This is a genomic window from Sphingomonas sp. TREG-RG-20F-R18-01 (assembly GCF_022662475.1).
Lineage (GTDB): Bacteria > Pseudomonadota > Alphaproteobacteria > Sphingomonadales > Sphingomonadaceae > Sphingomonas.
Map to the genome: position 1 here is coordinate 147969 of NZ_JAKNQQ010000006.1, position 23261 is coordinate 171229.

Sequence of the window (23261 nt, forward strand, 5' to 3'; positions counted from 1 at the left end):
GGGTCTTAGCGACGATGGTTTACCCGATCGTTAAGCATCTCAATGCACGTAGGAATCGATCAACGCGCCGACATAGTCCGGGCTGCGACCGGTCAGTTCCGTCGCGGTTCGCGCCTTGGCGCCGTGCGCCGCGGGCGTGCCGTAGATGAACCCGTAGGTCGGAAAGACCGATCCGCCGAGGCCGGCACTGTCCCGGAACCAGACCTTGACCTCGCTCCAGTCATTGTCGGGCGACACGTCGGTCAGCGTGACGTCCTGCTCGGCATGGCCGCGTTCGCCGTTCATGCGCGACCAATTGGCATGGGTCACCATTGCCACGCGGGAGTCGACGACCCGGCTGATGACGGCAACGTGGCCGAGCGGCAGGCGGCTGGTCCGCGCAAAGACCAGCACCGCACCAGGTTTGGGGAATTCGCCGCGGCGATACCGACCTTCGGCCTGCCCCCACCAGGTCCATGCATCGCCGAACAGCTGGATGCCCGAAGCGGCGCGGGCGAACGGAACGCATTGCCCGACATAGTCGAGCAGCGACGACGCGACCGCCGGTGCCGTCACGAGGAGCGCACTCAACGCCATGATCGTCCATCGCATTTCGCGCATTTCGTATCCCGTCGGACACAGCCCGATGGCCGACCTAGCGTCAAATGGTTAACAAGTCGTTACCAAATCACGCGACGACGGCCTGCGCCACCAGCCGGCGGGCGGACCGACGTCAGCCCTTGTTCTGCTGTCGCTTCGCCATGAAGGCGAGCCGTTCGAACAGCATCACGTCCTGTTCGTTCTTGAGCAAGGCACCGTGGAGCGGCGGGATCGCCTTGGTCGGGTCGCGGTTCTGCAGCACGTCGAGCGGCATGTCCTCGTGCAGCAGCAACTTGAGCCAATCGAGCAATTCACTCGTGCTCGGCTTCTTCTTCAGGCCCGGAACGTCCCGGACATCGTAGAAGATGTCCATTGCGCGGTTGACCAGAATCTTCTGGATGCCGGGGAAGTGGACGTCGACGATCGCCTGCATCGTGTCGCGATCAGGAAACTTGATGTAGTGGAAGAAGCAGCGGCGCAGGAAGGCGTCGGGCAGTTCCTTCTCGTTGTTCGACGTGATGATGACGATCGGGCGCTCGACCGCGCGCACGGTCTCACGGGTTTCATAGACGTGAAATTCCATCCGATCGAGTTCCTGCAACAGATCGTTGGGAAATTCGATGTCGGCCTTGTCGATCTCGTCAATCAGCAGCACCGGTGGCTTGGGTCGGGTAAACGCTTCCCACAATTTGCCGCGGCGGATGTAATTGCCGACGTCGTGGACGCGTTCGTCACCCAGTTGACCGTCGCGCAACCGGGCGACCGCGTCATATTCGTACAGGCCCTGCTGGGCCTTGGTGGTGGACTTGATGTTCCACTCGATCAACTCGGCGTCGAGCGCCTTGGCGATCTCATAGGCGAGCACGGTCTTGCCGGTGCCGGGTTCGCCCTTGACCAACAGCGGACGGCGGAGCGTGACGGCGGCGTTGACCGCGACTTTCAGATCGTTGGTGGCGACATAGCCTTGTGTGCCTTCGAAACGCTTCATCGCGGCAACCTCGTTCTTTTGAATTCCGGGTACGGCGATAGAGGGAAAGCGCAGGGGAGCGCAAGCGCGCTAGTGGTGGTTGCGCGCGATCGCCCGGGCCTCGAGCAGGTCGAGCAGGCCGCGGTGCTGAGCGAACGCCTGTTGCGCGCCGAACCGCATGGCGCGCAGGATTGCCGGCGTGGCACCGGCGGCGGCGGCGATACGGACGATCGCGACTTCGTCCGGAAGCGCCGGGTCGGGCGTGTCCACGCTGAAGCGATCGGCGGCGGCGTCGAGGATGGCGCGGAATGCCTGCCAGTCGATCAGTAGCGCGACAGCCGCGCCCGTTGCGCAACCCGTTCGTTCGGAGCTCGCGAGCATGTCGAAGGCGTGACGCATCGCCGCGAAGGCAGCATCGCTTTCGGCTTGCCCGGCCGTCGAGGGGAGGGGGCCGACCGCGGCGGTGAGGGCGGCGATATAGGCGCGCTCTCGCGCAAAACCGCCGGCGGCCGGCGCCAACCAGCGTTGGTCCAGGTCGGGGACTGCACGGTAGCCGGCCTTTTCGAACAGGTCGGCATGCCGGCCATGGACTGCGCACAGCGCATGGACGGCATCGGCCAGATCGCGCCCGGGTGCTGCCGGATGGGTCAGTTGCGCAACCCACGGGTGGCGCGCACATCCGTCGCTTGCGGCAAGCGTTGCGATCGAGCTTGCACCGTCTCCTGCGCGCTGCATGTCTGTCGCCACGATTGCCATGATTTTTATACTGTCCTCTGATCCGTTGGGCCGACTTTGGGCCTGCACCCGCGAATTGGTCGTTCAAAGACTACACTGATGGGCGTAAAGAGTTGGTTTAGAAAAGCTTCGGCGCGGCAACTAGGACTTTGATCGCTGGTCTGCCAGCGTCGCATCGCGAACCTGCGGCAGGATCAACTTCTTTCGGTCACTGCTACAAATCGTCTTTAAACAACAGCATGCCTAGTATTCCACATAGTTTCCCCCCGTTCGTCGATCGATGAGCCGACGATTTATCGCGCCCGGACGAGCGCCGCGACGTTTTGAACGAGACCGCCCTGCCAGATCGGTGCCAGTCCAACGGAGATCGCCAGCGTCTCTCCCCGTTTCCGGACCAGTTCCGCGTCGAACGTTTCGAGATGACGGCCGGTCAGCGCCCGGGCGATGGCAGTATCCATCACGTTCGCCCGCGGGGTCGCGATCATTCCGGACAGTTGCGTCCCGATCAATTGGTCGCGCGGACGACCAAGCAGCGCGATGGCGGCCTCGGTGGGATCCTGTAGAAGACCATGACGGTCGATGATCAGCAAAGCGACATTGCGGACCGCCACCATCGCATCACTTGCCGCTGCCGCCGTGGCCGCAAGTCGCGCATGCTCCTGCGCCGCGGTCTCGTCGGCGCCGACCAGCGCGACTCCGTCTCCGGCCGGGAGAAGCGTGCACGCCAGCATCCGCGCGGCCCGCGTACCGGAAGCCAGCGAGAAGCGCGATTCGCTACCGGTCGCGATCACGCGCCGGATCGCGTCGTCGAACTGTTTGTCCGGTACGGACGCGGCAATCGCAGTGATCGGCTGCCCGACACCCGCCCTGGCCCCGAAATGGAGCCGCGCCGTTCGGCTGGAGCCGAGAATGCGTCCCGCTCCGTTGGCGAGCAGCACGATGTCGCTGACCGCATCGAACACCGGCGCCCAGTCGACGGCGGGCGCTTCCCGCTCCTTGCCAGGTACGCAGAGCGCCTCCAGCGTTTCGATCGCCAGCAGAACGAGCTTGGGGCGTCCATGTTGGAGGACATAGACTGGATTGCGAGCGGCGCGCGCCTGCCACAGACCAAAATGCCGCACCAAATTGCAGCAAGTTACGACATTGTCGGCAAGCGGGGTTAGTGACGGAATGGACGGGTCACGCGGGATCGTCATGCACGTCTGATCGCGCAAACCTGCGATTCAAGCCATGCGATGCCGCCAAAACGGATGCATTTCCGGCAGGAGCGGGGAGCGGGTCACGACTGTCGTCCGACCACCGGGTAAGGTCGGGAACGACAGTATCTTGCGGCAGCGACGAGGGCGCTGCCGCAGGAATCCGGCGCCGACGGCATGGTCAGCCTGGGGCTGAGCGCAGGTACGGCAACACTCGAAAGCGTCGGGCTACTCTGCGCCGTCGCGATCCCGCACTTGCGCAGGCAGGATCACGCTACCGGGAGCAGCACCGCTGCCGTCCGGTCGGCAAAGCCGCTGTTCGTCAGGCGGGTGGTTGCCGTGCGGCGGCCGGCCTCGCCCATTTGATTGGCAAGCTCAGGCTGATCCGTCAATCGGCGGATCGCGGCCCGCATGGCGGTAGCGTCGCCCAGCGGCACGGCGATCCCCTCGACGCCGTCGGTAAGATAATCGGTGATCACATCCGCATCGGAAAAGATATGGGGCCGCCCCAGCGCCATTCCGGCAACGGCAGTGATATGCCCGGCCCCGCGCGATGAATCGTTCAGCGGGATGACGTTGGCGAGGGATCCGCGAATGATGCCGAGGCACTGATCGAACGGCAGCGACTCGTAGGCAATGATCTCTGCGTCGACGGACGGCAGCGGTTGCGTGCAACCTACGAACACGCCAGCGATGCCGGTACCGTCAAGCGCGCGGGCGACGGTGGCAAAATCACGATTGTTGCGACCGACCACCGCCACATAAGGGCGGTTCGGCAGCGCGCATTCCGGATCGGCTACGTCCGGAAGGTCGAAGCCCCACGGTACGACCGTAAAACGGCCAGCATCGAGCCGATGCAGGTGCAGGAATTGGCTCACTTCGGGCGTTGAGTGCACGATGAACAGATCGACCCGACCAAAGATCCGATTGATCACATGATCGAGCGGCGCAACGCCACTGCGAAAGGGCCGCCGGGAAAGGTTCATCCCGGCGATCGCCAATCTTCCGCGGGCACGACGGACAATGGCCGCAAACGCCATCGCGAAACCGATACTATAGTCACTGGCAGCGGTCAGTTCATATTGGGCAATGTCATGACATGCCCGAAACGCCCGCAATGCCTGAACCGGACTGCTGCCTGCCAACACATGGCGATGCGTAACCGCATATCCGCGTTCGATAAGCTTGTTACTGATGTGCCAAGGTCCGGCCCGCTCCCCCAGCGGGCCAATGGCAAGTAGAAGAGCCCGGGGTGCTGTTGCGACCGGTCTACTGATCAAGAAAGCTGCGCATTTTGCGACTCCGCGATGGATGCTTCAGCTTGCGTAGCGCTTTTGCTTCGATTTGGCGAATACGTTCGCGCGTAACCGAGAATTGCTGGCCGACCTCTTCGAGCGTGTGATCGGTGTTCATCCCGATCCCGAAGCGCATCCGCAGCACGCGCTCCTCGCGCGGGGTGAGCGATGCGAGCACGCGCGTGACGGTCTCCTTGAGGTTCGCCTGGATCGCGGCATCCACCGGGATGATCGCGTTCTTGTCCTCGATGAAATCGCCGAGGTGGCTATCCTCCTCGTCGCCGATCGGGGTTTCGAGGCTGATCGGCTCCTTGGCGATCTTCATCACCTTGCGGACCTTCTCGAGCGGCATCGACAGACGCTCGGCCATTTCCTCGGGCGTGGGCTCGCGGCCCTGCTCGTGGAGGAACTGGCGGCTGGTGCGGACCAGCTTGTTGATCGTCTCGATCATGTGGACCGGGATACGGATCGTCCGCGCCTGATCCGCGATCGAGCGCGTGATTGCCTGACGGATCCACCAGGTCGCATAGGTCGAGAACTTGTAGCCTCGGCGATATTCGAACTTGTCGACCGCCTTCATCAGACCGATGTTGCCTTCCTGGATGAGATCCAGGAACTGCAGACCGCGGTTGGTGTACTTCTTGGCGATCGAAATGACGAGCCGCAGGTTGGCCTCGACCATTTCCTTCTTGGCGATGCGCGCCTCGCGCTCGCCCTTCTGGACCATGTTGACGATGCGGCGGAATTCGCCGAGCGCCATGCCGGTCGCCTGGCTGATCTCGCTGATTTCGACGCGGATGCGATCGACCGCCTCGCCCTCGTTGGTGACGAACGCGGTCCACTTCTTGTCGAGCTTGGCGACGCTCGGCAGGAACTGCTCGTCGAGTTCATGCCCGATATAGCGGTCGAGGAAGTCCTTGCGCGGCACCTTGTGGCGCTCGGCAAGGCGCAGCATCTGGCCACCGAGCGCGGTGAGGCGACGGTTGAAGGCGTAGAGCTGGTCGACCAGATATTCGATCTTGGCGTTGTGGAACTGGACGCTCTCGACTTCGGCGGTCAGCTCCTCGCGGAGCTTGTGATACTTCTTCTCGTCGCCGGTCGACAGCTCGCCGCCGCCCGCCATCGCGTCAAGCCGCGCCTGCTGGATCTTGGAGAACTTCTTGTAGAGCGCGGTGATGTTGGCGAAACGCTCGAGCGCGATCGGCTTGAGCTGCTCTTCCATCTGCGCGAGGCTGAGGGTGTTGTCCTCTTCCTCGTCGTCCGAAGCGCGCGGGGCGCGGCGCTCGCCGTCCTCGTCCTCGTCGACCGACGGCTCCTCGGGCTCGGCTTCTTCCTTGAACGAGGGGCCAGCGTTCTTTTCCGAAATCTCGCCGTCGCCATCCTCGGCTTCGGCCATCGCTTCGGGCGCCGGGTCCTTCGACAGCATCGCGTCGAGATCCATGATCTCGCGCAGCTGCATCGTGCCTTCGTTGAGCGCGGTCGACCAGTCGATGATCGCGTTGAAGGTGATCGGCGATTCGCAAAGACCCAGGATCATCGTGTCGCGACCGGCTTCGATCCGCTTCGCGATGGCGATTTCGCCCTCACGGCTCAGGAGCTCGACCGCGCCCATCTCGCGCAGATACATGCGGACGGGGTCGTCGGTGCGGTCGACGATTTCCTTCTTCTTGACGTCGAGCGCCGGGCCAGCGTCTTCCGACGAGTCTACGGGTTCCGCATCATCGTCGTCCTCGGCCTTGGCCGGCTCGTCGCCGTCCTCGCCCTGCTCGTCATTTTCGACGATGTTGATGCCCATCTCGCTGAGCGCGGCGCTGATGTCCTCGATCTGGTCGGACGACATCTCGCCCTGCGGCAGCGCTTCGTTGAGCTGCTCATAGGTGATGTACCCGCGCTTTTTGGCGCGAGCGATGACCTTTTTGATCGAAGCATCGTTCAAATCGATCAGCGGTGCGTCGCTCGACTCGGTCGTATCCGCAACGTCCGCCATATCCGTCTTCGCCATCAACTGCCCTCGGTCATAAAGCTTCTTGCGTCTTCGTTCGACTGCACCAGATTTGCAAGCCGCGCGTCGAGCGTCTGTTTTTCCTTCACCAACGCCACCTGGCGGGCAAAGGCCTCATCCGAATAGTCCGACTGCATGGCAGCGGTCGCCTCAGCCAGCGCGGCGTCGACTTCGGGTCGCGCCACCAGGATCGCGATCGCCTCGTCGAGGTCCTCGCGCGCCCGGGCCGGCTCGGCATCCTTCTGCGTGAACGAACACGACAATCGGTCGGGTCGCAGCAGATCATGCGCGATACTGTCAAATCCGGATGAAGCCAATATGGTGAGCAACCGGTCACTATCAAGCACATGGTCTTCGACCGCGAGATCGACGACCGCCTCGAACAGCCGCCCGAGTGCGTCGTCGCCCAGTTTGAGGCTCCCGAGCACTTCCATATGGCGCGCAATTTCCGCTGGATGGCGGATCAGCCCGGCGAGCACCGCCTTGGCGAGGATCGGGTCGATCCCGCGCGTGCGTACCGATTTGACACCATCTCCGACGGGAAGATGCGGTGCCTTATACGGTTTGCCGGGCTTGCCGCGCTGGAACGGCTGAAACGGCGCGCGCGGTTCGAACGCCTTGCGCTGCGGGCGGAACGCCTCGTCGAAGCGGGTGCGGAACTCGGCCTGATATTCGTGCGCGACGTTGCTGTCGGCGATCGTCTTGGCGAGATCGGCGAGCCGCGCCTTGAGGCCGGCCTTCTGCTCGGGCGTGTCGAGCGGCTCGGCGGCGAGCTCGCTTTTCCACAGCCGGTCGACCAGCGGTTCGGTCTGCTGGAGCAACGCCTCGAACGCGCCCGGCCCCTTGGCGCGGACGAGATCGTCGGGATCCTGGCCCGCTGGCAGGGTGACGAAGGCGAGGCTCCGACCCGGCTGGAGCAGCGGCAGCGCGCGGTGTGCGGCGCGCAAAGCCGCCTTCTGCCCGGCGCTGTCGCCGTCGAAGCACAGGATCGGGACTTCGCACAGCCGCCACAGCCGCTCGAGCTGCGGCTCGGTCAGCGCGGTGCCGAGCGGCGCGACCGCCTCGCCGAACCCCGCCTGCGCGAGCGCGATCACGTCCATATACCCCTCGACCACCAACACGCGCCCCGTCTTGCGCGAGGCAGGCGCGGCGCGATCGAGATTGTAGAGCGTCCGCCCCTTGTCGAAGAGCGGGGTCTCGGGAGAATTCAGGTACTTGGGCTCGCCGTCGCCGATGATGCGGCCGCCGAACGCGATGGTGCGCCCGCGCGGATCGCGGATCGGGATCATCAGGCGACCACGGAAGCGATCGTACGGGACCTTGTCGTCGACCTTGATCAGCAGCCCGGCCTCGATCAGCAGCGGGTCGCCATAGTCCTTGAGCGCGGTCTTGAGCCCGCCGCGCGAATCGGGCGAGAAGCCCAGCCCGAAGGTGCGCGAGGTCTCGGGCTTGATCCCGCGCTTGGCGAGTACGCCGCGGGCGGTCGCGCCGGCGAGGCCGTCGAGCTGCTCGGTGAACCAGGTCGCGGCGTCGCTACAGGCTTCGTGGAGGCCCTTGGCGGCTTCCGCTTTCTCGGCCGCGCGCGGGTCCATCGCGGGGAGTTCCATGCCAGCGGTTTGCGCGAGTTCCTTGACCGCATCCATGAACGGCAGCCCGCGCTGCTCGGTCATCCAGCGGATCGCGTCGCCATGCGCCGAGCAACCGAAGCAATGGTAGAAGCCCTTGTCGTCGTTGACGTAGAACGAGGGCGTCTTCTCGTTGTGGAACGGGCAGCACGCGCGCCACTCGCGCCCCGCCTTCTGGAGCTTGGTGGTCTTGCCGATCAGGCCGGACAGCAGCGTGCGGCTGCGGAGTTCGTCGAGGAATTGGGGGGATAGGGTCATGCGTCCGCCGTTCCCGTATCGGGATCGATCGGCCCCGAATCCTCCCCTCCCGCCTGCGGGAGGGGGTAGGGGGTGGGCGCGCGCTCTCCGCGAAGCGCAGCGTCAGCAATCATTTCCAATACGCCCGTCATATGCGAAGTTAGATCGTTGTTCCAAAACCGGAGGACGCGATACCCGGCATGTTCGATCGCGCTGGTTCGCGCGGCATCGTACGCCACGGCATCGCCATGCTGGCTGCCGTCAAGTTCGACCGCCAATATATGCTCGCGACACGCAAAATCCACGATGTAGCCGGCGATCGGCATCTGCCGGGTGAATTTGAGACCGAACAGGCGACGGCCTTTCAGCTGTCGCCAGAGCAGTTGCTCGTGCAGCGTGGCTTCGTTGCGGAGCGCCTTCGCCGCCGCAGTCGGTCGGCCAAGTCTGAACCGCGCGCCCACCCCTCGGTCCCCTCCCGCAAGCGGGAGGGGAGGAAGAAGGGGCGCGCCCTCGTCCATTACGCCAGGGCAGCCTTCACCGCAGCGCTCGCCTTGCTCATGTCGATCTCGCTCGCATGGCGCGCCTTCAGCTCCGCCATCACGCGGCCCATGTCCTTCATGCCACTCGCCCCAAGCTCGGACTTGATCGCCTCGATCGCCGCCGCGGTTTGCGCTTCGTCGAGCTGCGTAGGCAGGAACTGCTCGATCACCGCGATCTCCGCGCTCTCCGCATCCGCCAGTTCCTGGCGTCCGCCCTTCACGTACATCTCGATCGACTCGCGGCGCTGCTTGATCATCTTCTGCAGCACTTCGACCACGAGGACATTGTCGTCGTCCGGTGCCTTGCCCTCTCGCGACTGCGGCGCGCGCGCCTCGATGTCGCGATTCTTGAGCGACGACTGCACCAGCCGGAGGGTCGCGGTGCCAGCCTTGTCGCCGCCCTTCATCGCGGTGATGAGTGCAGCCTTGATGTCGTCTCGAATCATGTGTCGTCCTTTTGCTGGGGCAGGAGGGTAGCGGGTTTATCCGATTGACGCACTGCCCATCCCCCTCTAGCTCCCGGCGCTTAGCGACATCGAAACGAAAAACGGAGTGCCCGCCGCAATGGCCGACGCCAATCCCATGACTGCGCCCGACGGAGCCACCGGCGTATTGGTGCTATCCACTGGCGAGATCGTATGGGGCAGGGGGTTCGGCGCGGAAGGTGCCGCCGTCGGCGAAGTCTGCTTCCACACCGCGATGACGGGCTATCAGGAAATCATGACCGACCCGAGCTTTGCGGGCCAGATGATCACCTTCACCTTCCCGCATATCGGCAACGTCGGCGCGAATGCCGACGACGTTGAGGCGAACGATCCGCACGCGCTTGGCATGATCGTGCGCGAGGACGTGACCGAACCGAGCAATTTCCGCAGTACCGAACGACTCGATGCGTGGATGGCGAAGCACGGGCGAATCGGCCTGGCGGGCGTCGATACGCGCGCGCTGACGCGCCGGATCCGTAGCGGCGGCGCGCCCAACGGCGTCATCGCGCATGCGGCCGACGGCGTGTTCGATGTGGCTGCGCTGCTCGAAATGGCGCGCGCGTGGCCGGGGCTTGAGGGCATGGACCTTGCGCTCGGGGTGAGCACCGAGATGCATTATGGCTGGGGTGCCGAAACCGCTGGCGGCACGTGGAAGCTCGGCAAAGGCTACGACACTTCTTCCCCCCTCCCCTTCAGGGGAGGGGCCGGGGGTGGGGCCGTGCAGCAAGCGGACCCCGCGATTGCACAGGACAGCCCCACCCCAAACCCCTCCCCTGAAGGGGAGGGGCTTAAGCGGCCGCATGTCGTCGCGATCGACTACGGCTCGAAGCGCAACATCTTCCGCAACCTCGTCGCCGCCGGCGCGGACGTCTCGGTCGTCCCCGCGCAGGCGAGCTTCGACGACATCATGGCGCTTTCCCCCGATGGCATCTTCCTGTCGAACGGCCCGGGCGACCCCGCCGCGACCGGCGAATACGCCGTGCCTGTGATCCAGCAGCTGCTAGACACCGGCAAGCCGCTGTTCGGCATCTGCCTCGGCCACCAGCTCCTCGCGCTCGCAGTCGGCGCGAGCACGACCAAGATGTTCCAGGGCCACCGCGGCGCCAACCACCCGGTCCAGCGCCTCAGCGACGGCGCGGTCGAGATCACCAGCATGAACCACGGCTTCGCGGTCGAACGCGCGACCCTCCCGCCGACCGCACGCGAGACCCACGTGTCGCTGTTCGACGGCTCCAACGCCGGCATCGAACTCACCGACCGCCCCGCGTTCAGCGTGCAATACCACCCCGAAGCGAGCCCCGGCCCGCAGGACAGCCTGTATCTGTTCGAGAAATTCGTCTCATCCCTGAAAGCACCGGCATGATGAACCTCCCAGAAGTCCCGCCCGCCCGGCTCGAAGAAGAATGGGCCGCCGACAAGGACGTGCTCGCGAGCCTCAAGGAAAGCGGCGACATCGCGCACCTCGTCCGTCCGGTCGACGTCAGCTTCCGCGGCGATGACGCAGCGCTCGACAAGCTCGAGGCGGATGCCGAGGAACTCGGCTTCGAAGTGATCGAGCGCGAAGAGGATGAGGAAGGCGAGATGTGCCTGTTCCTCGGCTGCGAGCAAGCCGCGGACGAAGCCTCGATCCGCGCGCTGACGCGCAAGTGCGTCCAAATCGAACTCGCGTACGGCGTCGAATATGACGGCTGGGGCTGCACGTCGGAAGACGGCACCGACGACGACGCGGACGACACCGAAGAAACCGGACAAGCACACTAATGCCAAAACGTACCGACATCTCCTCGATCCTCGTCGTCGGCGCGGGGCCGATCGTCATCGGGCAGGCGTGCGAGTTCGATTATTCGGGCACGCAGGCGATCAAGGCGCTCAAGGAAGATGGCTATCGCATCATCCTGGTGAACTCGAACCCCGCCACGATCATGACCGATCCCGAGCTGGCGGACGCGACCTATATCGAGCCGATCACGCCCGAGATCGTCGCGAAGATCATCGCAAAGGAGCGCCCCGACGCGATCCTGCCGACGATGGGCGGGCAGACCGCGCTCAACACCGCGCTGGCGCTGTTCAACGACGGTACGCTCGAGAAGTACGGCGTCGAGATGATCGGGGCGGATGCCGAGGCGATCGACAAGGCCGAGGACCGGATGAAGTTCCGTGACGCGATGACCAAGATCGGTCTCGAGAGCGCGCGCTCCGGCATCGCACATAGCCTCACCGAAGCGTTCGAAGTGCTTGAACGGACAGGACTTCCCTCGATCATCCGTCCGAGCTTCACGATGGGCGGCACCGGCGGCGGGATCGCGTACAATCGCGAGGAATTCGAGACGATCGTGCGCTCGGGGCTCGACGCCTCGCCGACGACCGAAGTGCTGATCGAGGAATCGCTGATCGGCTGGAAGGAATATGAGATGGAAGTCGTGCGCGACCGCGCCGACAATGCCATCATCATCTGCTCGATCGAGAATATCGATCCGATGGGCGTCCACACGGGCGACTCGATCACCGTCGCGCCCGCGCTGACGCTGACCGACAAGGAATATCAGATCATGCGCAACGCGAGCATCGCGTGCCTGCGTGAGATCGGCGTCGAGACGGGCGGGTCGAACGTGCAGTTCGCGGTCAACCCCAAGGACGGGCGCCTGATCGTGATCGAGATGAACCCCCGCGTGTCGCGCTCCTCGGCGCTCGCGTCGAAGGCGACCGGCTTCCCGATCGCCAAGTTCGCCGCCAAGCTCGCGGTCGGCTATACGCTCGACGAGATCATGAACGACATCACCGGCGCGACCCCGGCGTCGTTCGAGCCGACGATCGATTACGTCGTCACCAAGATCCCGCGTTTCGCGTTCGAGAAGTTCAAGGGCGCGGAAGCCGTTCTGTCGACCGCGATGAAGTCGGTCGGCGAAGTCATGGCGATCGGCCGCAACATCCATGAGAGCCTGCAGAAGGCACTCCGCGGGCTCGAAACCGGGCTGTCGGGGTTCAACATGATCGACCGCCTCGAAGGCGCCCCGCGCGCCGAGATCGAGGCCGCGCTCGCGATCGCGACGCCCGACCGGTTGCTCGTCGCAGCCCAGGCGCTGCGCGAGGGCTTCACCGTCGCCGAAGTCCATGCGCTGGCGAAATACGACCCGTGGTTCCTCGAACGGATCGCCGAGATCGTCGCGGCCGAGGAGCAGATCTGCGCCAACGGCCTGCCGATCGACGCCCCCGGTATGCGCCGTCTCAAGTCAATGGGATTCAGTGACAAGCGTCTCGCCTATCTCGCTCTGAAATCAGCGAATTTGCGCGGCAACGCCCGCGGGATTGCGCGCGGGTCGGGCCTGGTCCACGATGCGATCGTCGCGATGACCGGCGGCGTGACCGAGTCCGAAGTGCGCGCTTTGCGGCATCGTCTCGGTGTGCGCCCGGTGTTCAAGCGGATCGACACTTGCGCCGCGGAGTTCAACGCCAAGACGCCGTACATGTACTCGACCTACGAAGCGCCGAGCTTCGGCGAGCCTGAATGCGAGAGCCAGCCGACCGACCGGCGCAAGATCGTCATCCTCGGTGGCGGGCCGAACCGGATCGGGCAGGGGATCGAGTTCGATTATTGCTGCTGCCATGCGTGCTTCGCGCTCGCGGATGCGGGCTATGAAACGATCATGGTCAACTGCAACCCGGAGACGGTGTCGACCGACTACGACACATCCGACCGCCTGTATTTCGAGCCGCTGACCGCGGAGGACGTGCTCGAGATCCTCCACGTCGAGCAGCAGAACGGTACGCTCGTCGGCGTGATCGTCCAGTTCGGCGGGCAGACCCCGCTCAACCTCGCGCAGGCGCTCCAGGACGCGGGGATCCCGATCCTCGGCACCTCGCCCGACGCGATCGACCTGGCGGAGGACCGCGAACGGTTCGCCGCGTTGATCAACAAGCTCGGCTTGCTCCAGCCCGCCAACGGCATCGCACGCAGCCGCGACGAGGCGATCGCGGTCGCCGAGCGGATCGGCTACCCCGTGCTGATGCGCCCGAGCTACGTGCTCGGTGGGCGCGCGATGGAGATCGTCGACGGCCCGGCGCAGCTCGACAATTACATCGCGACCGCGGTGCAGGTGTCGGGCGATTCGCCGGTGCTGATCGACCAGTATCTGCGCGATGCGATCGAGGTCGATGTCGACGCCATCTCGGATGGTACCGACGTCGTCGTGGCGGGTGTGCTCCAGCATATCGAGGAAGCCGGGGTCCATTCGGGCGACAGCGCCTGCTCGATCCCACCGTACAGCCTGACGCCCGCGATCATCGAAGAGATCGAGAAGCAGACCGCCGCACTCGCCAAGGCGCTGTCGGTCGTCGGCCTCATGAACATCCAGTTCGCGGTCAAGGGCGGGCAGGTCTATCTCATCGAGGTCAACCCGCGCGCCAGCCGCACCGTGCCGTTCGTCGCCAAGGCGATCGGCGCGCCGATCGCCAAGATCGCCGCGCGCGTGATGGCGGGGGAGAAGCTCGCCAATCTGCCCGTGATCGATCGCAACATCGATTATTTCGCGGTCAAGGAAGCGGTGTTCCCGTTCAATCGCTTCCCCGGCGTCGATCCGGTGCTCTCGCCGGAAATGAAGAGCACGGGCGAAGTGATGGGGATCGACCCCGACTTCACGCTCGCCTTCGCGAAATCGCAGCTTGGCGCGGGGACGATCCTGCCCAAGGCGGGTGCGGTGTTCGTCAGCGTCAAGGATACCGACAAGCCGGTGATCCTGCCGGGCGTGCGCGCGCTGGCCGAGCATGGCTTCACGATCGTCGCGACCGGCGGCACCGCCGATTATCTGGCAGCGCAGGGCGTGGCCGTCGAGCGCGTCAACAAGGTCGCGCAGGGACGGCCGCATATCGTCGACCGGATCAAGAACGGCGAGATCGCGCTCATTTTCAACACGACCGAGGGTTGGCAGAGCCTCAAGGACTCGCAACCGATCCGCGCCTCCGCGCTGCAATTGAAGATCCCGTACTTCACGACCGCGCCCGCGAGCGTCGAGGCAGCACAGGCAATCGTCGCGCTCTCGACGCGCAGTCTTGAAGTGCGACCGTTACAATCCTATTATTCCTCTTCGCACCATTGATCCCGACATATTGAAACAGTGCGGGCGCGCCCTCCTCGGAGGGTTCGCTTGATAAGGGATTGTTCGAAGACAAAGGGTTTAAGGGATGGCTACCGTCGAAAAGATGCCGATGCTGCAGGAAGGCTATGAAACGCTGAATGCAGACCTGAAACGGCTGAAGGCGGAACGCCCGACGATCGTGGATGCGATCGAAGAGGCGCGCGCGCATGGCGACCTTTCGGAAAATGCCGAATATCACGCCGCCAAGGAGCGTCAGGGCCAGATCGAAGCGTCGATCAGCGATATCGAGGACAAACTTGCGCGCGCGCAGGTCATCGATCCGCTCGAGCTGTCGGGCGACAAGGTCGTGTTCGGCGCGACCGTCACGCTGATGGACGAGGACGACAAGCCCGTCACCTACCAGATCGTCGGGCAGACCGAGGCGAACGCCAAGGGCGGCCGCATCTCGTACAACTCGCCGCTCGGGCGTGCGCTGATCGGGCGGAAGCTCGATGACGAGGTCGAAGTGACCGTTCCGTCGGGTGATCGCTACTACGTCGTCTCGAAGATCGAGTTCATCTGAGCGATACGGACGCCTGTTCTCCTGCGGAAGCAGGAGTCCAGGGTAAAGCGCCCTAGCTTTCGACGCTTTGGTGCGCCTGCGTGCGCAGGACCACGCGAGCGTCGATCGGCAATGTCCGATCGTCAGACGGCAGTGCCCGGTGTGGTGAGCGCGGGTTCGAGCAGCCGGTGCAGATGCACCACGACGAACTTCATCTCCGCATCGTCGACCGTGCGCTGCGCAGCGGCGCGCCAGGCCTTCTCGGCGCTGGCATAGTCCGGAAACACGCCGACGATCTCGATCGCGGACGTATCCACGAAGTCCACGCCGCGCGGATCGCGGACGCGGCCACCGAAGACCAGGTGAAGCTTGCTCATGATAATAGGTTCCCGAAGACAGCAGGTTTCGCGCACCTCATAGGCACGCCGGGCCGCTTCGGGAACCTGTCTTGACGGATTATTCCGTATCGCCGCCGGTTTTGGGAGCGGTGGTCGGCGAGCCGGCCGATGCGGCAGGGCGGGTCGGCGCAGCGTTCCCCTGTTCCGCCGGAGCGGGCGAGACGCTGGCCGGCGCATTGCCGCCTGACAGCTTCGCAGTCAGCGCCGCCGTGCCTGCCGCGGTCAAGGCGTTGACCACGCCACCGAGCAGCTTGCCAACCTGATCCTTGGCCGAATTGCGCGAAAGGCCGAGCGACGCGAATTCAGACTGGGCGGTTTCCTTGGCGGCATCGATGGCGCCATGCGCCGTGTCGGTCAGGCGCTTGCCGACCGGCGCCAGCAGGCGTGCCTCGCTTTGCGTACGCGGCAGCAACGACCCCGCGAGCATCCCGGCCGCGATCCCGCCGACCAGCACGCCAAGCGGACTCGCCTCGATCATCGCAGCGGCGCGATGGCCGAAATCCTGTGCTGCATGGGATGTCGTTTCGGCCGCCTTGCCGGCGGTTTCGCGCGCGGTGTCGACGGCCTTGCCGACGTTTTCACGGGCGACGTCGATGGCGTCATGCGCCTTTTCGGAAAACGCAGCGCCTTGCGACTGAAGGGTTTCTTTTACGGTCACACTCTGTCTCCTGGAATTTGTCAGCGCGTCAGCGCTTGGGTTTGTCGCGTCCGCGGAACAGACGGGAGATCGTTCCACGCGCGAGGAACAGGCTGGTCAGTGCCACGCCGGCGACGGTTGCCCATGGCCGCTGTTCCGCCGTATCCATCGCGGTCTGCATGACCGCGGTCCCGCGCGTTTTAAGCGTCGCCACCACGTCCGAGGCGATCGTCTGCGGATTGGCCCGTTTCTGAATGACGCCGATCGTTTCGGACAGGTTGGCCCGCGCCGCTTCTGCGCGCGCCTGCGCCGCGACGACGCGTGCGGCGGCTGGAGTCTTGCTCATGCCCCCACCTCCGGAACGGCCGACATCCGCTTGAAATGGCCGATGCCCATCATGCCGAGCACGCCCGCTACCACCAGCAGCACGCCGACCACGATGACCGTTGCCCAGATCGGGCCGACCAGTGGCGTGAGGATCATCAACACTCCCACCACAAGCCCGATCAGCGCAAGCAGGCCGATGATCGCCGCGGCGACCAATAGTACCACGCCTGCCTTGGCCTCATCGACCTTGGCGAACAGCGTTGCCTTGCGAAGCTCGATTTCGGCGCGCGCCACCTCCTCGACGTCCGACATCGCACGCGACAATAAGGTCGCCACGCTGTCGTCCGCCGAGGCGGGCCCGGCATTCTTCAGGATTTCGCTCATCCGGGCCCCCGTCACGCCGCGATCAGGCCTTGGTGTCGCTGTCGGCGGCGAGACCCGACTGGATCAGGCGTACCAGCACGAACCCGAGCGCAGCGGCGGTGCCGATCGCGACGGCGGGGCTCTTCTGGACGAACCCGCGCGCATCTTCGATGAGATCGTCGAGCTGCTTCGCCTTGAGGCCTTCCGAGAAACCCTGGACCTTGTCGGCGGCGGTGCGCGCATACTGGCCGTATTGCGAGCCCAGCTTGTCGTCGACCGTACCGGCGGCGTCATTGATCATCTGAACGATCTCGTCGAGCGCGGTGCCGGCGCGGGCCTTGCCGTCCTCGGCATAGCTCTTGGCGCGATCGACCACTTCCTTGCCGAGCTTGTCGGTGCCGTCCTTGAACAGCTGAGCCGCGCCGCTCGTCAGCTTCTGCGCTTCGTCGCGGGCAGACGACGCCGCTTCCTTGGCCGCACCGGCGGCTGCATTGATCTTTTCGTTGGCGTCTGCCTGCGCATTTGCGCCCGTCTCGGAACCTGGGGTCGTGGCCATGATAGTGCCCTCCAATTGTTACTTGCCGACAATAAGCGGTCCGGGCCGCGCCTAGTTCCATCGGTCGCGCACGAATTGCGGCGACACCGGTTAGGCGATAGAGGCACCCGCGACGCCATTCCCGAAATTGGTAGAAGGATCGTTCCGTGACCGCAATCATCGACATTCATGCCCGTACGATCCTCGATAGCCGGGGCAACCCCACGGTCGAGGTCGACGTGATGCTGGAAGACGGCAGCTTCGGCCGCGCCGCGGTCCCCTCGGGCGCCTCGACCGGAAAGCACGAAGCGGTCGAAAAACGCGACGGCGACAAGAGCCGCTGGGCCGGCAAGGGCGTCGACCAGGCAGTCGAGGCGGTCAACCGCGAGATCGCCGATGCGGTGCTCGGGCTCGAAGCCGAGGACCAGCGCGATGTCGATCACACGATGATCGAGCTCGACGGGACCGACAACAAGAGCCGCCTGGGCGCGAACGCGATCCTCGGCGTGTCGCTCGCGGTCGCCAAGGCCGCTGCCGATGCGCGCAGCCTGCCGTTGTACCGCTATGTCGGCGGCGTCGCCGCGCATGTCCTGCCGGTGCCGATGATGAACATCATCAACGGCGGCGAACATGCCGACAACCCGATCGATTTCCAGGAATTCATGATCGTGCCGGTCGGCGCGTCGTCGATCCTCGAAGCGGTCCGCTGCGGGTCGGAGATCTTCCACACGCTCAAGAAGGGCCTGCACGACAAGGGCCTGGCGACGTCGGTCGGCGACGAGGGCGGCTTCGCGCCCAACATCGCGTCGAACGACGAGGCGATCGAATTCATCCTGCGCTCGATCGAAACGGCCGGGTACAAGCCGGGCGAGGACGTGATGCTCGCGCTCGATTGCGCGGCGACCGAATTCTATAAGAACGGCAAGTATGAAATCTCGGGCGAGGGCAAGAGCCTGAACAGCCACGAAATGGCCGAATATCTGGCGGATCTCGCGCGGCGCTACCCGATCTTCTCGATCGAAGATGGCATGGCCGAGGACGATTTCGAGGGCTGGAAGGCGCTTACCGATCTTTGCGGCGACACGGTCCAGCTGGTCGGCGACGATCTGTTCGTGACCAACCCGAAGCGGCTGGGGCAGGGGATCAAGGACGGTCTCGCCAACTCGCTGCTGGTCAAGGTCAACCAGATCGGCACGCTGACGGAGACGCTCGAGGCGGTGTCGATGGCGAACCGCGCGAATTATACCGCCGTGATGTCGCATCGCTCGGGCGAGACCGAGGATTCGACGATCGCCGATCTGGCGGTCGCGACCAATTGCGGGCAGATTAAGACGGGCAGCCTTGCGCGCTCCGACCGGCTCGCGAAGTACAACCAGCTGATCCGGATCGAAGAGGAGCTGGAGGGCGCCGCGGTCTATGCCGGACGGTCGATCCTGCGCGCGTAATTTTTCTCAAATAACAGCTTGATCCACGAGTCGCGATGCGCGAGAATCGCGCTCGTGATCAAGCACCGCTCCAACCACCGCATGCTTCTCCGCCGCGCGATCGCGCCGGCGGCGCTGATGATCGTCGGGCTGTTTTTTGGTGGTTATGCCGTGTTCGGGCCGAACGGTGTGCTGGCCTATGGCGACATCGAGCGACAGCTTGCGGTCAAGCAGCGTCAGCTGGCGTTGCTGGACCGCAATCGCGGCGAATTGAAGAACCGGGTCGCGTTGCTCGACCCGCGGCACGCGGATCCGGATCTGGCGGATGAACTCGCGCGCAAGGATCTTGGCGTGGTGCATCAGGATGAAGTGATCGTTCCGCTGAAGTAGCGGCCGCCGTTTGGGCCGGCTGAAATCTGTTCCGCTTGGGAGCGGGGTTGGTATGGGGCCGTGCAGCACGGCCGGCCGACTTCTCTGCGAGGCGTCCCCCACCCCCAACCCCTCCCCTGAAGGGGAGGGGCGAGAAATGGCGAAACTTCAGTGACCTCTACGACGTCGGCGCCTGCACGAGGCTGCGCGCGACTAAGCCCCTCCCCCTCGGGGGAGGGGTTGGGGTGGGGCCGTACAGCACGTCCGGCCTGAGTCTCTGCGAGGCGTCCCCCACCCCCGACCCCTCCCCCGAAGGGTAGGGGCGAGACAAAGCAGCAGCCTCGCGCGAGCCTGCGGAACGCAGCGATTTACCGCCCCAAGAACGTCAGCAGATCGTTCGTGAACCGGTCGCTCTCCGTGATCGTCAACCCATGCGGGGCGCCCTCATATTCCACCAGCTGGGCGGTCGCGATGCCCTCGGCCGCGCGGCGTCCGGTGGCGTCGATCGGCACCGTCTGGTCACTCGTCCCATGGACGATCAGCGTCGGTACGCGAAATGCGGCAAGATCCGGACGGAAGTCGGTATGTCCGAACGACTGTGCGCACGCGAGGATCGGCTTGAGGCCCGCCAGATTGGTCTGCGACCACGCCCACTCGACCGTCTCGTTGCTGACCGGCGACGAAATGAACCCGACGCCGAGGAACTGCTTCATGAAGGTCTGGAAGAAGCCGTAGCGGTCCTTCTGAATGCCTTCGCCGATGGCAGCGAGTTTGTCTTCGGGCACGCCGTGCGGGTTGTCGTCGGTCTGGAGCATGTACGGCACAACGGAGGCGATCAGGCCCGCAGCAACGACGCCCTTGCCGTCATGGCGGCTCATGTAGCGCGCGACTTCGCCGCCACCCATCGAGAAGCCGACCAGCGTGGCGTCGTTCGCGCCGGTCTGCTCCAGCACGTCTGCCAGATCGTCGGTCAGCGTGTCATAGTCATAACCGGTCCACGGCTGGCCCGACCGGCCGAACCCGCGGCGATCGTACGCGATCGCGCGGAACCCTGCGTCGGCGAGCGCCATCGCCTGCGCGTCCCAGCTGTCCGAATTGAGCGGCCAGCCATGGATCAGCACGACCGGGCGGCCGCTTCCCCAATCCTTGACGTACAGATCGGTACCGTCGCGAGTCTTGATATAGGGCATAGGAAAGCTCCTCGGCATTGAATTGCGTGGAAAGAACGATGCGCGCGACAGGCCGTTCCGTCCGGGGTGGCGCTTACCGCCGCAAGCTGCCAGCTTCCCGTCGCAAACGAATCCCGGCGAAACTCCGGGGCTGCGGACATAGGAGCGGGAATGCGGAAAATCTGGCTTACGGGAATTGCAGCACTGGCGATGGCGTCCTGTACGTCCAAGACCTCAACGCCTCAGCCGACCGCGTCAGCTCTGGCGGCCTTGCCGACCACCGACTGGAAAAGCTTCCGCGACACGTTCATCGAGGACTGGTTCAAGGTGTCCCCGGCGGACGCGGTGTATCAGGGGCGGCACGATTTTGACGGCGGGCTGGGTGACTGGTCACCGGCGGGGTTGAAGCGTCAGGGCGACTTCCTGCGGAACGCGATCGCCAAGGCCAAGACCTTCGACGCGGCGAAACTCGGCAAGCAGGACGCGTTCGAGCGCGACTATCTGGTGACGGTCGCCGCGGGCAAATTGTTCTGGCTGGAAGACGCCGACTTCCCGCATCGCAATCCGGCATGGTACGTCAACGCCGGGCTCGACCCGAACGTCTATATCGCCCGCAAATATGCCGACGCGCCGACCCGAATGCGCGCGATGGTGTCGTTCCTGCGCAAGATCCCGACCGCGGCGGCGCAGATCCGCGCCAACCTCAAGACGCCGATGCCGCTCAGCTACGTCAATTTCGGTGTCGCGGCGTTCAACGGGTTCGGCGATTATTATACGGGGGACGCCAAGAAGGCGTTTGCCGACGTGAAGAGCCCGGCGTTGCAGGAGGAGTTCGACAAGGCGGCAGTGGCGGCATCGAAGGCGATGCATGACCTCGGCGCGTGGCTGGAGGGCCAGCGGGGTTCGGCGACACAGGACTTTGCGCTGGGGGCGGACAAGTTCTCCCGCATGATCAAGGAGACGGAACGGGTCGACGTTCCGCTGGCGACGCTCGAGGCGGCGGGGCAAGCGGATATGAAGCGCAATCAGCTGGCGCTCGTCGCGGCATGCGCGCAGTTCGCGCCGGGCGCGAGCGTACCCGCGTGCATGGCGAAGATGAACGCCAACAAGCCCGCCAACAACGATCCCGTCGCCGAAGCGCGCAAGCAGATTCCCGAACTGCGCGCGTTCGTGCTCAAGAGCGACGTCGTCACCATCCCCGATCAGGAACAGGCGCTGGTCGAGGAAAGCCCGCCGTACAATCGGCAGAACTCCGCGTACATCGATCCGCCCGGGCCGTTCGAGAAGGGCATCCCCTCGGTCTATTACATCTCGCCGCCCGACCCGTCGTGGAGCAAGGTGGAGCAGGCGGGGTTCATCCCGGGCAAGAGCGACCTGTTGTTCACCTCGGTGCATGAAGTGATGCCCGGGCATTTCCTCCAGTTCCGTCACGCCAACGCCTCGCCATCGCTGTTCGGGCGGCTGTTCGTCGGCTACGCCTTTGCCGAGGGCTGGGCGCATTATGCCGAGGAAATGATGTGGGAGGCCGGGCTCCATGCCGGCGACCCGGAAACGCATATCGGACAACTGTCCAACGCGTTGCTCCGCGATTGTCGGTATCTGTCGGCGATCGGGCTGCATGCCCATGGCATGACGCAGGAACAGTCGCGCAAGATGTTCGTCGAGCAATGCTATCAGGACGAGGGCAATGCGAAGCAGCAGTCGGCGCGCGGGACCTATGACCCGGCGTATCTCAACTATACGATGGGCAAGCTGATGATCCGCAAGCTGCGCACCGACTGGACCGCCACGCATGGCGGGCGGGCCGGGTGGAAGGCGTTCCACGACCAATTCCTGAGCTTCGGCGGCCCACCGATCCCGCTCGTCCGCAAGGCGATGCTGGGCGGGGACGGCAAGGCGGTGTTCTGACGCGCTGCGCATGACAAAGCCGCCGGCCTTTCGGTCGGCGGCTTCGTCGGGATCCTGACAGGGTTCAGGCGTAAGCGACCTTGGCGTTGGCGCGGTTGCGCAGGGCGAAGCCCATCATGCCGAAGCCCGCGATCATCATCGCCCAGCTGGCGGGCTCTGGCACGGCGGACAGGGAGACGCTGTCGATATAGCCGCCGCGCGAGTCGCTGGTGCCGAGCGCCGCGAAGGTGAGCGTCGTCGGCGCGCTGACGTTGAACGCGAACGTCTGGCGCCGCCAGTCGGTCTGCTCGTCGCCATTGCCGCCGATCGAAGCAAAGGACTGCACTCCGTTGAGCAGCACCGCAATGCCGTTCGAGCTTGCGGGAACACCCGGCCGGTCCGAATACCAATAGCGCAGGATGTAGCTACCCGCATCGATCAGACGGCTCATCGAGCTGTTGGCCGAAGTGTCGAGCTCGACGAGATTGGCGCCGGAAAAGGCCTTACCCGCCACGTTATTATATTGGACCTCGATCCCGTGCGCACCGCCGGTCCAGCCTTCGTAGCTGGACAGGGTGGTAAAGCCGGGGCCGGTGCCGAAGCTCATGCTGTCGAAATTGGTGGTGAAGGTCGTCACGGCGAACGCCGGGGCTGCACATGCGAGGGTCGCCGAAGCGGCCAAGGCAGCGATCATTTTCAAACTACGCATCGTTTTCCTTTCCCTGTTTACTCGGAATGGAAAATCACTCTTTAGTACACTGTACTGACTCTTTACTCCGAGCCTGCAACACTCAGCATGATCCGTGCCAGATCAGACTATCAGTCGCTTAGACAATGCGCCGCCGGTCGAATGTAAGC

23 protein-coding genes are annotated in these 23261 nt (G+C 64.6%); 7 read left to right on the top strand and 16 right to left on the bottom strand.

The window, feature by feature from the left end:
- Positions 1-39: 39 nt before the first annotated feature.
- The 9 genes from L8K25_RS16390 to L8K25_RS16430 form a co-directional block, all read right to left on the bottom strand.
- On the bottom strand, positions 40-591 hold the full coding sequence (locus L8K25_RS16390; RefSeq protein WP_242140188.1) for a CHAP domain-containing protein: 552 nt from the start codon (positions 589-591) through the stop codon (positions 40-42).
- A 121-nt stretch (positions 592-712) separates the two neighbouring features.
- Positions 713-1567, bottom strand: a complete 855-nt coding sequence (locus tag L8K25_RS16395) for a MoxR family ATPase (RefSeq protein ID WP_242140049.1) — start codon at positions 1565-1567, stop codon at positions 713-715.
- 69 nt (positions 1568-1636) lie between these two features.
- Entirely contained in the window at positions 1637-2302 is a 666-nt protein-coding gene (locus tag L8K25_RS16400) for a hypothetical protein (RefSeq protein ID WP_242140050.1), read from the bottom strand.
- A gap of 272 nt (positions 2303-2574) precedes the next feature.
- Positions 2575-3477: a PAS domain-containing protein gene (locus L8K25_RS16405; protein WP_242140051.1), complete on the bottom strand. Its 903-nt coding sequence runs from the start codon at positions 3475-3477 to the stop codon at positions 2575-2577.
- A gap of 269 nt (positions 3478-3746) precedes the next feature.
- Positions 3747-4757: a glycosyltransferase gene (locus L8K25_RS16410; protein WP_242140052.1), complete on the bottom strand. Its 1011-nt coding sequence runs from the start codon at positions 4755-4757 to the stop codon at positions 3747-3749.
- A complete protein-coding gene (gene rpoD, locus L8K25_RS16415; RefSeq protein WP_242140053.1) occupies positions 4747-6774 on the bottom strand; it encodes an RNA polymerase sigma factor RpoD in 2028 nt (675 codons plus the stop codon). Before rpoD ends, L8K25_RS16410 begins: the two co-directional genes overlap by 11 nt.
- Entirely contained in the window at positions 6774-8657 is a 1884-nt protein-coding gene (dnaG, locus tag L8K25_RS16420) for a DNA primase (RefSeq protein WP_242140054.1), read from the bottom strand. The genes rpoD and dnaG overlap by 1 nt, the downstream gene beginning before the upstream one ends.
- On the bottom strand, positions 8654-9097 hold the full coding sequence (locus L8K25_RS16425; protein ID WP_242140055.1) for a DUF559 domain-containing protein: 444 nt from the start codon (positions 9095-9097) through the stop codon (positions 8654-8656). The genes dnaG and L8K25_RS16425 overlap by 4 nt, the downstream gene beginning before the upstream one ends.
- 56 nt (positions 9098-9153) lie before the next feature.
- Positions 9154-9621, bottom strand: coding sequence for a GatB/YqeY domain-containing protein (locus tag L8K25_RS16430; RefSeq protein ID WP_242140056.1), 468 nt, complete (start codon positions 9619-9621; stop codon positions 9154-9156).
- A 118-nt stretch (positions 9622-9739) separates the two neighbouring features.
- On the opposite strand from L8K25_RS16430, the gene carA reads away from it, so the two are divergent.
- The 4 genes from carA (at position 9740) to greA (ending at position 15315) form a co-directional block, all read left to right on the top strand.
- Positions 9740-11023 carry a glutamine-hydrolyzing carbamoyl-phosphate synthase small subunit gene (gene carA, locus L8K25_RS16435; protein ID WP_242140189.1) on the top strand — a complete coding sequence of 428 codons (1284 nt, stop codon included), beginning with the start codon at positions 9740-9742 and terminating at the stop codon, positions 11021-11023.
- Positions 11023-11421, top strand: a complete 399-nt coding sequence (locus L8K25_RS16440) for a ribonuclease E inhibitor RraB (protein ID WP_242140190.1) — start codon at positions 11023-11025, stop codon at positions 11419-11421. Before carA ends, L8K25_RS16440 begins: the two co-directional genes overlap by 1 nt.
- Positions 11421-14753 carry a carbamoyl-phosphate synthase large subunit gene (carB, locus tag L8K25_RS16445; RefSeq protein WP_242140057.1) on the top strand — a complete coding sequence of 1111 codons (3333 nt, stop codon included), beginning with the start codon at positions 11421-11423 and terminating at the stop codon, positions 14751-14753. Before L8K25_RS16440 ends, carB begins: the two co-directional genes overlap by 1 nt.
- 85 nt (positions 14754-14838) lie before the next feature.
- Positions 14839-15315, top strand: a complete 477-nt coding sequence (gene greA, locus L8K25_RS16450; RefSeq protein ID WP_010163958.1) for a transcription elongation factor GreA — start codon at positions 14839-14841, stop codon at positions 15313-15315.
- 122 nt (positions 15316-15437) lie between these two features.
- On the opposite strand, the gene L8K25_RS16455 is transcribed toward greA, so the two are convergent.
- The 5 genes from L8K25_RS16455 to L8K25_RS16475 form a co-directional block, all read right to left on the bottom strand.
- Entirely contained in the window at positions 15438-15671 is a 234-nt protein-coding gene (locus tag L8K25_RS16455; protein ID WP_242140058.1) for a DUF4170 domain-containing protein, read from the bottom strand.
- A 79-nt stretch (positions 15672-15750) separates the two neighbouring features.
- Positions 15751-16350 (bottom strand): hypothetical protein, encoded by a 600-nt coding sequence (locus tag L8K25_RS16460; RefSeq protein WP_242140059.1) that lies wholly within the window; start codon positions 16348-16350, stop codon positions 15751-15753.
- A gap of 28 nt (positions 16351-16378) precedes the next feature.
- On the bottom strand, positions 16379-16675 hold the full coding sequence (locus L8K25_RS16465; protein WP_242140060.1) for a DUF3618 domain-containing protein: 297 nt from the start codon (positions 16673-16675) through the stop codon (positions 16379-16381).
- Positions 16672-17040, bottom strand: a complete 369-nt coding sequence (locus L8K25_RS16470; protein WP_242140061.1) for a phage holin family protein — start codon at positions 17038-17040, stop codon at positions 16672-16674. The genes L8K25_RS16465 and L8K25_RS16470 overlap by 4 nt, the downstream gene beginning before the upstream one ends.
- A 22-nt stretch (positions 17041-17062) precedes the next feature.
- Positions 17063-17575 carry a hypothetical protein gene (locus L8K25_RS16475; RefSeq protein ID WP_242140062.1) on the bottom strand — a complete coding sequence of 171 codons (513 nt, stop codon included), beginning with the start codon at positions 17573-17575 and terminating at the stop codon, positions 17063-17065.
- Between the two features lie 146 nt (positions 17576-17721).
- On the opposite strand from L8K25_RS16475, the gene eno reads away from it, so the two are divergent.
- On the top strand, positions 17722-18999 hold the full coding sequence (gene eno, locus L8K25_RS16480; protein ID WP_242140063.1) for a phosphopyruvate hydratase: 1278 nt from the start codon (positions 17722-17724) through the stop codon (positions 18997-18999).
- 81 nt (positions 19000-19080) lie between these two features.
- Positions 19081-19368 carry a septum formation initiator family protein gene (locus L8K25_RS16485; RefSeq protein ID WP_242140191.1) on the top strand — a complete coding sequence of 96 codons (288 nt, stop codon included), beginning with the start codon at positions 19081-19083 and terminating at the stop codon, positions 19366-19368.
- Between the two features lie 347 nt (positions 19369-19715).
- Here L8K25_RS16485 and L8K25_RS16490 read toward each other — a convergent pair whose 3' ends face one another.
- The gene (locus L8K25_RS16490; RefSeq protein ID WP_242140064.1) at positions 19716-20537 is read right to left on the bottom strand and encodes an alpha/beta hydrolase; all 822 of its coding nucleotides are present in this window, start codon (positions 20535-20537) and stop codon (positions 19716-19718) included.
- A 150-nt stretch (positions 20538-20687) separates the two neighbouring features.
- Between L8K25_RS16490 and L8K25_RS16495 the strand changes: the two genes are divergently transcribed.
- Positions 20688-22424, top strand: a complete 1737-nt coding sequence (locus L8K25_RS16495) for a DUF885 domain-containing protein (protein WP_242140065.1) — start codon at positions 20688-20690, stop codon at positions 22422-22424.
- A gap of 64 nt (positions 22425-22488) precedes the next feature.
- Here the strand turns inward: L8K25_RS16495 and L8K25_RS16500 are convergent, their stop codons facing one another.
- Positions 22489-23112, bottom strand: a complete 624-nt coding sequence (locus tag L8K25_RS16500) for a PEPxxWA-CTERM sorting domain-containing protein (RefSeq protein WP_242140066.1) — start codon at positions 23110-23112, stop codon at positions 22489-22491.
- Between the last annotated feature and the right edge of the window lie 149 nt (positions 23113-23261).